The organism is Streptomyces sp. NPDC057474 (assembly GCF_042802555.1).
Lineage (GTDB): Bacteria > Actinomycetota > Actinomycetes > Streptomycetales > Streptomycetaceae > Streptomyces.
Genome location: NZ_JBHVDX010000348.1, coordinates 1 through 7123 on the forward strand (window position 1 = coordinate 1; position 7123 = coordinate 7123).

General features: G+C 66.8%; 6 protein-coding genes. 3 read left to right on the forward strand and 3 right to left on the reverse strand.

Features of this window, described 5'->3' with window-relative positions; genetic code table 11:
* Positions 1 to 50: 50 nt before the first annotated feature.
* Positions 51 to 413, reverse strand: coding sequence for a DUF6479 family protein (locus ACFU53_RS45255; RefSeq protein ID WP_384005903.1), 363 nt, complete (start codon positions 411 to 413; stop codon positions 51 to 53).
* A 172-nt stretch (positions 414 to 585) separates the two neighbouring features.
* Between ACFU53_RS45255 and ACFU53_RS45260 the strand changes: the two genes are divergently transcribed.
* Entirely contained in the window at positions 586 to 954 is a 369-nt protein-coding gene (locus ACFU53_RS45260; protein ID WP_384005905.1) for a ferredoxin, read from the forward strand.
* A 104-nt stretch (positions 955 to 1058) separates the two neighbouring features.
* Positions 1059 to 2237 (forward strand): acyl-CoA dehydrogenase family protein, encoded by a 1179-nt coding sequence (locus tag ACFU53_RS45265; RefSeq protein ID WP_384005907.1) that lies wholly within the window; start codon positions 1059 to 1061, stop codon positions 2235 to 2237.
* Between the two features lie 317 nt (positions 2238 to 2554).
* On the opposite strand, the gene ACFU53_RS45270 is transcribed toward ACFU53_RS45265, so the two are convergent.
* Positions 2555 to 4450 (reverse strand): TniQ family protein, encoded by a 1896-nt coding sequence (locus ACFU53_RS45270; protein WP_384005909.1) that lies wholly within the window; start codon positions 4448 to 4450, stop codon positions 2555 to 2557.
* The gene (locus ACFU53_RS45275) at positions 4447 to 5298 is read right to left on the reverse strand and encodes a hypothetical protein (RefSeq protein ID WP_384005911.1); all 852 of its coding nucleotides are present in this window, start codon (positions 5296 to 5298) and stop codon (positions 4447 to 4449) included. Before ACFU53_RS45275 ends, ACFU53_RS45270 begins: the two co-directional genes overlap by 4 nt.
* A gap of 16 nt (positions 5299 to 5314) precedes the next feature.
* Between ACFU53_RS45275 and ACFU53_RS45280 the strand changes: the two genes are divergently transcribed.
* Positions 5315 to 6955: a LamG domain-containing protein gene (locus tag ACFU53_RS45280; protein ID WP_384005912.1), complete on the forward strand. Its 1641-nt coding sequence runs from the start codon at positions 5315 to 5317 to the stop codon at positions 6953 to 6955.
* The last annotated feature ends 168 nt before the right edge of the window (positions 6956 to 7123 follow it).

Genomic DNA, 7123 nt, shown 5'->3' on the forward strand with positions numbered 1-7123 from the left:
CCGTCGAACGGATCCGTTCGACGGCGCGCCCCTCGGCTTTGGTGCGGGTGTCAGTGCGCGCCCAGGCCGCCGCTGCCGAAGCCGCCGCTGCTGTTCCTGCCCCAGCGCGGCCGCTTCTTCTCCGGGCTCGGCCGGGTCCCCTGGTTGCCGTGCACCTCGTACGGTGTCAGCCGGTGGTCGCTCTTGGGGATCTCGTCCGGTTCGCGGTTCAGCCGCTCCTCGTGGACGGGACCGCCCTCGGGCATCCGGGGATGCTCGTCGGGGCGCGGCCGGCGCGGCTCACGGGCGCGTACGCGGGCACCCAGCCAGAGGGCGCCGATCAGCATGGCCACCACCACGACGCCTGCCAGGAACGGTGCGATACCGCCCAGTACGCTGCGTTCGGCGGCTATATCAGTCCATTCCATGTTCATAATGGATGAATACCCCCAATAGGTCGAGTGAATCGGCCCGCTTCGAACGGCTCGTGCCCGGGTGCCCTGTCCTGTGCCCCGGAAACGGAACCCGGTGAACCGCATAACGGCGCGGATTCCATCCGCCGTGTTTGGCCGGATTGCCTCCGGCTACCCGCCCGTGGTGACCTCGATGACGACATCCCAGCAGGAACTCATCCAATTCCTTGAGGACCGCTTCGCCTGTGCGCAGGCGTGCACCGAATGTGCGCGTGCGTGCGCGCTGCGGGCGAGCCTCGCCGATCCGGACGGGCCCGAAGGCCAGGAACAGATGCGACGCAAGGGCATCATGTGCGCGGAGGTGTGCGACGCCACCTGCAGGGTGCTCTCCGAGGAGGCCAACCTCGACGAAGCCGGCATCCGCCTCCAGGTGGAGTGGTGCAGGACCGTCGCCCTGGAATGCGCGCGCGTCTTCGACGATTCCCCCGGCGCCGAGGACGGCGCCAAGGCCTGCCGCGAGTGCGCCCAGGCCTGCACGGACTTCCTCACCACCCTCCGCTGAGCCCCGGGTGTCGAGAAAGGGTCCCGCTCCCGCCTGTTCCCAATTACTGGAACACGTTCTAGCGTGTGCGCCGTCAGGTCGGCCTTGGGGAGCCTGGAGGCGCCGTGCACCTCGAATACACGCCCGAGCAGCAGCGGTTGCGCACCGAACTGCGCTCCTACTTCGCCGAGTTGGTCCCGGCGGGTGCCTACACCCGCCATGCCGACCCGGCGGCGCAGAAGCGCTTCTACCGCGAGACCATCCGCCGCCTCGGCACGGACGGCTGGCTCGGCGTGGGCTGGCCCAAGGAGTACGGCGGACGCGGCCTGACCGCCATCGAACAGTTCATCTTCTTCGACGAGGCCGCCCAGGCCGGCGTCCCGCTGCCGCTCATGGCACTCAACACCGTCGGCCCGACGATCATGCAGTTCGGCACCGAGGAACAGAAGTCGTACTTCCTGCCGCGCGTCCTGTCCGGTGAGATCGACTTCGCCATCGGCTACAGCGAACCCGATGCCGGCACGGACCTGGCCTCGCTGAAGACCCGCGCGGTCAGGGAGGGCGACGAGTACGTCGTCAACGGGCAGAAGATCTGGACGACCAACGGCGACACGGCCGACTGGGTGTGGCTCGCGGTCCGCACCGACCCCGACGCCCCGCCCCACAAGGGCATCACCATGCTCCTCGTCCCGACCATGGAACCCGGCTACTCCTGCACCCTCATCAACACCCTCGCCTCGCACGACACCACCGCCAGCTACTACGAGGACATCCGCGTCCCCGTCTCCCGCCGCGTCGGCGAGGAGAACAAGGGCTGGCGGCTGATCACCAACCAGCTCAACCACGAGCGCGTCACCCTCGCCGCCCACGGCACCATGGCCATCCGCTCGCTGCACAACGTCCAGCGCTGGGCCATGGAGACCAAGCTCGCCGACGGCCGCCGCGTCATCGACCTGCCCTGGGTCCGCCGTCGCCTCGCCCGGACCCACACCAGGCTCGACGCCCTCAAGCTCCTCAACTGGCGTATGGTCAGCGCCGTCCAGGAAGGCACCCTCACCCCGCAGGACGCCTCCGCCGTCAAGGTCTACGGCTCCGAGGCCCGCCGCGACGCCTACGCCTGGCTCATGGAGATCGTCGCCATCGCCGGCGCCCTCAAGGAGGGCTCCGTGGGCGCGGTCCTCCACGGCGAACTCGAACGCGGCTACCGCTCGGCCGTCATCTTCACCTTCGGCGGCGGCAACAACGAGATCCAGCGCGAGATCATCTCGTGGATCGGCCTGGGGATGCCCCGGGTACGGCGTTAGCCTGACTGTGACGAGGCTTTTTAGTTGGCACAAAAGCGGGACAGTTGGCACCGTAGCGAGGTGCGGACCGGAGGGTAGCGGACCTGGCTTGCAGACTGTCCGAGGCGGCTGACCTGCTGCTTCCTCAGGGCTGGTGAGGTTCGGGCGTGCTGCGCGTTCGTGTCTCCTACTAGATGATCGTGCGTACTGAGACACGGAGGCGCAGATTCTGGTCGCAGGGAGTCCCGAGTCGTGTCTAGTCTCAGGCGTCCGCGCCAGCAGAACTGCTCGCTGCTTCGTCCCTCAGGGTGGGGCCTGTTGTGATCCTCACGCTAAGGTCAGCCCCGGATCAGGATGTCGTCAATGCGGACCTGGAGGCTGGCCCCACGGTCGCAGGCGCTCGCCAGATGCGCCGCGTAGACGTCGAGACGTCTACGGAGATGGAGCCGGGCACCGCGCAAGTCGTCTCCCTGGAGAACGGAGAGTTCCCTGGTGAGCAAGGTGACGTCACCGCCGTTGCGCTCGGATTCACGGATGACGGGGCTGTGGACAGGTTCGCCCTGAGTGGCTCCGCTCCGTGCGAGGGCGGCCCCAATCTCAGGGTCGCCCTGCTCGTGAAGTCTGCGGAGGCGAGGGATGCCGGCAGTCAGAAGGTGCCACTCTTCACTCGTCATGCGCCACTCGGCCAGGCGCTGGCGGCGGTTCGCGTAGTTGATCCGGTCCTGGGTGACATCGAGGTGATCTGCGATTTGGTCGACTCGTCGGTCGAACTCAGACCACAGCTTAATAGGATCGAAGCGCTTGGCGAGGCTGAATATGAGCTTGGCGGCCATCTTCGGAGTCAGGTCGAGGACCTCGGCGCATCGGGGCCAGGAGGCGCCGGTGATGAGTCTCACGAGCCGGATAGAGGCGGCGCGGCGCAGCGCGCGCACCCTGGGGCGTTGGTCTTCTGGCATGTGATCGAGGAAGCCATCGAAGTAGGTGTCGAACCAAGGTTTCGGCAGGTAGGCCGGGACCTCCTCAACCGAGAACCGGTGCTTGCGGGCCGGTGTCCGCAGGCTGCGGTGCCCGTGAGTGCCGTAGCTCTTAGTGGCCAGGGCCTGGGCGAAACGAGGGGAGATGTTGAGCGACCGGGCGATCTGGCCGTAGAACATCGGGGCATGGGACCGGACGGTTTGGACCAACGGCCGGACCTGTTCGCGGAGGGATGTCTGGTCGTGCTCGCCGAGCAGAGTGTCGGCCGCCAGCAGCAGCGCTGCTCGTTGCGTGGTGTCCGCAGGGGCCGCACGGGTACCGGAGCGCCGCGGGGTTAGGCCCGTGACTTGGCTGGCCTGGATCAGTTCGGTGATCGGTGCCGCGTGCTCGTCGAGACGTGCCTGCAGAGAGCGAGAGGGGATGAGATCGGCAGCGGTCGGCCAGCTGAGAGTGATCAGGTGTGCGGCAAGGAGCAGGTCTTCGAAGTACGAGTTGCCGTCCGGCTCTTGTTGGTCTCCGAAGAGGCGCCGGTCGACGCGGTGTTGGAGGGCGAGCAGCCGGTCGAGGTCGGAGGCGATCAGGCCAGGCGGTGGGCCTGAGACATGGTCGAGGCGGTCCAGCCGGGTGCCGCAGCGGCGATTTCCTCGGGCCTTGGGTGCCGCGTCCTCGGTGCGATTGCGGCATTGCAATGCGTGCAGTCGCGTGCCGGGGCTGGTGACCAGGTTGAAGCGTCCCGAGCTGGAGGTGTTGAGCTGCCGTCGGCAGCCTGGGCAGGCCGATTCCAGCAGACGGTGGTGCTGGGGGCAGGCGAAGACCACGGGTAGATGCCACTGCAGTTTCCAGGGTCCGCCCCATGCCTGTTCAATCGCGCTCCCGTTGCCGCGCAGGCATGGGGGGCAATAGCGCGGTGAGAACTCCATGGCCCAGCGAGCGCTGAGCATGGTGGTCGTACGGTGCGGGGTGCGATACGCGGTCCGTAGGGGCGAGTAATGAGGCTGGAACCGTCTCAATGTCAGCGCGCTGACTTCGGCGACGTCCAGCCCCGTGGCCAGGGCGAAGTTCTGGGCCATAGCGCCTGGGAGATCCTGCAGAAGCAAGGTTGGAATGCGGGCGTTGTGTACTGAGCGTTCAATAAGGCCGCATCGGACCGCGAGCCAACGGGGAGGGATCTCGAGTCGGCTGGAGAGCCGTAGTAGGAAGCCAGGCAGAGATTCTTCCGGCAACGGGGCCAGGCTCCGTGCCAAGGGACGGAAGGTCACAGAGATGCTCCCGTGAGTGCTCGGGCGACGGGAGCGAGCAGCCGGCCCGCCTCGTTGGTATCGGCGGGAGAGGAAAAGGTGGTTGCGATCGCAGCAGTGTCAGCGCGCTGGTCGCAGGCGGTAGCGAGGACGGCGGAGTACGTTTCGAGGCGGCGCAGGAGCTCGCGTTTGCCGCCCTTGCGGTTGGCTGGGGTGCGGAGCTGGTTGATCGACGCGACCAGGCGCTGGGTGCTGCAGCCCGATTCCCTCAGGGCGCCGAGCATGGGGCTGTGAAGGTGATCGCCCTGAGTGACATGAGTCCAGATCAGCACGGTCGCGGTGTCACGGGTGGGGGAGGTGGCCCCCTGGCCGAACTGCATGGGGTCGCGGCACAGTTCGGCCCAGTCATCAGCCGGAACGTGCCAGGACGAAAGAAGCTCCCGGCGTCGCCCGTAGTGAACACGATCTGTGTCCCAGTCCAATTGGCTGGCCACACTTTCCACGGACCGCTCAAAGTCCGACCACAGATCCCGTGAATTCAACTCCTGCCGGATGACTTTGAGGGACTGCTGCGCGGTGTTCCACGGGATGTGGAGAGTCTTTGCGCAATCGGGCCAGGTGCCACCGCCACTCATCTCCGCGAGCTTGAGCGCTGAAACGCGCCGCAGGTGCCGCACCTTCCAGTCGGTGTGGTGCGCCCAGTGGGACAACAGGTCGTCGAAGTGGGCGGAGAGCCACTCCTGAGGCAGGAGAGCAGGAACGTGCTCGATTCGGAAGCGGCTGTGGCGTGAGGGAAGGAGCTGCCGCGCGTGCCGGTGGCCACCGGCACGGTAGAAACCCTGGGTATGGCACAGCAGGGCACGTGCCATCGCAGGGGAGACGTCCATGCGTCGCAAAGAGGCCCCGATGTTGGCCGGATTACGGCTGAACGCGGACGTCGCGAGCGGCCGGCTGATCCTGCGCTACAAGCTGGACGAGACCTCCGGCACCGTCGCCCACGACTCCTCCGGCCAGAACCACGACGGCACGGTCAACGGCACCGCCGATTGGAAGGGCGATCAGGGGCTGAGCTTCAACGGCTCCGACACCTACGTCAAGATGCCGGACAACATCATGGCCGGCCTGAACTCGATCACCGTCGACTTCGAGACGTGGATCGACCCGACCATGGGCAAGCCGTCCTTCCTGTACGGGATGGGCAACAAGAACAGCACCGGCGTGAGCGGCTACGGCTACCTGTTCACGACCGGCAACGAATTCCGCACCGCGATCACGCCGAGCGTTTCCGTCAACGAGCAGAACACCCGCCCGTCGGACACGACATACCAGCTGACACGCGGCATGTGGAAGCACATCACGTACACCCAGACAGGCACCACCGGAATCCTGTACGAGAACGGCGCGGAGAAGGCCCGCAACACCAATGTGACAATCACCCCCGGCGCGATCGGCTACGGGACGACCGTTGCGAACTACATCGGCCGGTCGCTGTTCGCCAACGACAAGTACTTCAAGGGCCGGATGCGGGACTTCCGTCTCTACAACCGGGCGCTGTCCCCCTCCGAGGTACTGACGAACGCCGGCGCCACCGAACTGGAGTGGGCGCAGATACAGGCCATCACCTCCTACAACGGCGCGCTCACGGCCTTCCAGGACAACACCGGGTACGGACCGGTGATCATTTTCCCCAAGGACTACGCCGGTGACTGGAACAACCCGGAGATGCCGCCCGGGTGGACCGACAGCTACGGGAACACCCCCACCTCCTGGCCCGAGTCCACGCGCGGGATCAGCCAGCTGTTCACGATCAGCGACCTCTCCGCCCTCGAGGACGCGGTCACCGCTCAGGTGCAGCCGAACGGCGACAGCACCTACCGGCTGGACGTCTCCTACGACGGGTCGATCGACCAGGTGGTGGTGAAGACCAACGCCCCCTCCTCGGTCACCGACCCGTTGACCACCCAGTACCCGGGCAAGCTCGTGATCGAGAGTGACAAGGCCCCGGACGGCAGGTGCGCACCGTACGAGACCGCCACGGCCAACGACATCGCCGACCCCGTAACGCCGAAGAGCGGTGTCAGTGACGGACTGACCTCGCTGCAGTGGCAGCAGGTCCAGGCCCTCGCCGACTACAACTGCGCGCTCACCGCGTTCGACGACCCCACCGTCGGACCGAAGCTCATCTTCCCCTCCGACTACACCGGCGACATCAACAACCTGGCGAAGCCGCCCCACTGGACCTCCACGGACGCCCAGATCCCGAGCGACTGGCCCGCCCCGACCACCGCGAAGAGTGCTCAGTTCACCTTCGCCCAGATCCAGGCCATCCGGACCGCGGCCGTCGACCGGATCACAAGCGCCACCAGCGACACCGCCAACTACGGCGTGACCGTCCGCTACGACGGCGTGAACGACAAGGTCGTGGTGCAGACCGACGCTCCCGCGTCCGTCACCGACCTGCTGGTGGCCGCCTACCCCGACAAGGTGCTGGTCGCCGCTCTGCCCGCCACCTTCAGCAGCAACTAGCCGGACCGTCGCCAGCACGGGTACGCCCGACTGGTGACCACAACCGAAAGCAGGCGGGGCCCCAGGGGCGGGGCCACCCCCCCCAACCGGGCCCCCCCCCCCCCCAGGTGCAGATTTGGGGCCACATGTAAAAGGAACAGGGCCCCGAGGGGCGATTATGCCAGCTGA

Bases quoted from the DNA above. Each gene is read 5' to 3' on its own strand.
- ACFU53_RS45255 (WP_384005903.1), bottom strand. From the start codon at position 413: ATGAACATGGAATGGACTGATATAGCCGCCGAACGCAGCGTACTGGGC.
- ACFU53_RS45260 (WP_384005905.1), top strand. From the start codon at position 586: ATGACGACATCCCAGCAGGAACTCATCCAATTCCTTGAGGACCGCTTC.
- ACFU53_RS45275 (WP_384005911.1), bottom strand. From the start codon at position 5,298: ATGGCACGTGCCCTGCTGTGCCATACCCAGGGTTTCTACCGTGCCGGT.
- ACFU53_RS45280 (WP_384005912.1), top strand. From the start codon at position 5,315: ATGCGTCGCAAAGAGGCCCCGATGTTGGCCGGATTACGGCTGAACGCG.